Below are 1,081 nucleotides of genomic sequence, written 5' to 3'. Positions count from 1 at the left end.
ACGCACGTGGATGAGAACTCCGAGACCCTGCGCACGGGCGCGCACTTCACGGCGGGTCCGTGGACCCTGGTATTCGCCCGCGACGAGTTCGCCGATCACGGACGCCCCTACGGCGGCCGCGCGGGCGGAGAGTACTCGGACCAGCCGCTGCAGCCCCCTCGTCCGGACTACGACGAGAGCGAAGAGCGATGACGCTCGAGAACGGACGCTCCGCACGGTGACCGCTCTCGACGCTCTCGACTCGGACACGCAGAGCCACATCGCACGGTTGAGCGAACTCGCCGCGGAGCGGGAGCTCCGCATCGGAGTGGCCGAGTCGCTGACCTCGGGCATGCTCGCGGAGACGATCGGTGCCGGCGACGGTGCCTCCGGCTGGTTCGCCGGGGGCATCGTGGCCTACTTCACCGACGTCAAGGAGCGCGTGCTGGGACTGACGCCGGGAACGGATCCGTGCTCTGCCGCCTGCGCGGAGCAGCTCGCCGCCGGTGCACGGACCCTGTTCGATGTCGACCTTGCGGTCTCGACCACCGGTGTGGGCGGCCCGGAACCCCAGGGCGGGCACGCGGCGGGAACCGTCTATCTGGGCTGGGCCACGGCCGATGGCGACGTGGGCCACCGTCGACTGGCACTTGTCGGCGACCCGGAAGAGGTGCTCGCGTCGACCGTTGGTGCGGCCGTCGGCCTGCTGGCGTTCCACGCCGAGGGGCTGCGACCGCTGGGTCCGCGGCGCGGTCAGGAGAACGACGGCGAAGACCGTCGTCCGCGCTGACCACGGCATCGCCACGAGTCGCGCATCGTCACAGGCCGCAGCACCCTCGCCGGCGCGTTGGCCGCAGCTTCACTGGCCGGGCACGAGCCCTATCCGCAGCGGCGCCTGTGGGGTGGTCGCCTCGCGCAGCGCCGCATCGATCTCGGAGAGCGGCCGCACCGCGCCAACGGCATCGGCGAAGGGATACGCCCTCCCCCGGCCCGCGAGGAACGCCACCGCTTCAGCCAGCTCTGCGCCCGTGTAGTTGTGGATGCCCGCGACGGTGACGAGCCGGCGCACGATGCTCTCGGCGTCGAACGGAACCGGGTCAGC

General features: G+C 71.7%; 1 protein-coding gene and 2 pseudogenes. 2 read left to right on the top strand and 1 reads right to left on the bottom strand.

Annotation, left to right across the window (positions count from 1 at the left end):
- Nucleotides 1-192, top strand: a pseudogene (locus DSP71_RS22810) (hypothetical protein); the annotation flags it as partial.
- A gap of 25 nt (nt 193-217) precedes the next feature.
- Nucleotides 218-769: a CinA family protein gene (locus DSP71_RS00130; RefSeq protein ID WP_058632364.1), complete on the top strand. Its 552-nt coding sequence runs from the start codon at nt 218-220 to the stop codon at nt 767-769.
- 69 nt (nt 770-838) lie between these two features.
- On the opposite strand, the pseudogene DSP71_RS00125 reads toward DSP71_RS00130, so the two are convergent.
- Nucleotides 839-1,081 (bottom strand): annotated as a pseudogene (locus DSP71_RS00125) (alcohol dehydrogenase); the annotation flags it as partial.

The organism is Microbacterium sp. H6 (assembly GCF_003314775.1).
GTDB classification, from domain to species: Bacteria; Actinomycetota; Actinomycetes; order Actinomycetales; family Microbacteriaceae; genus Microbacterium; species Microbacterium oxydans.
Note: the sequence above shows the minus strand (reverse complement) of the source record. Positions and strands in the feature narration are given on the sequence as shown.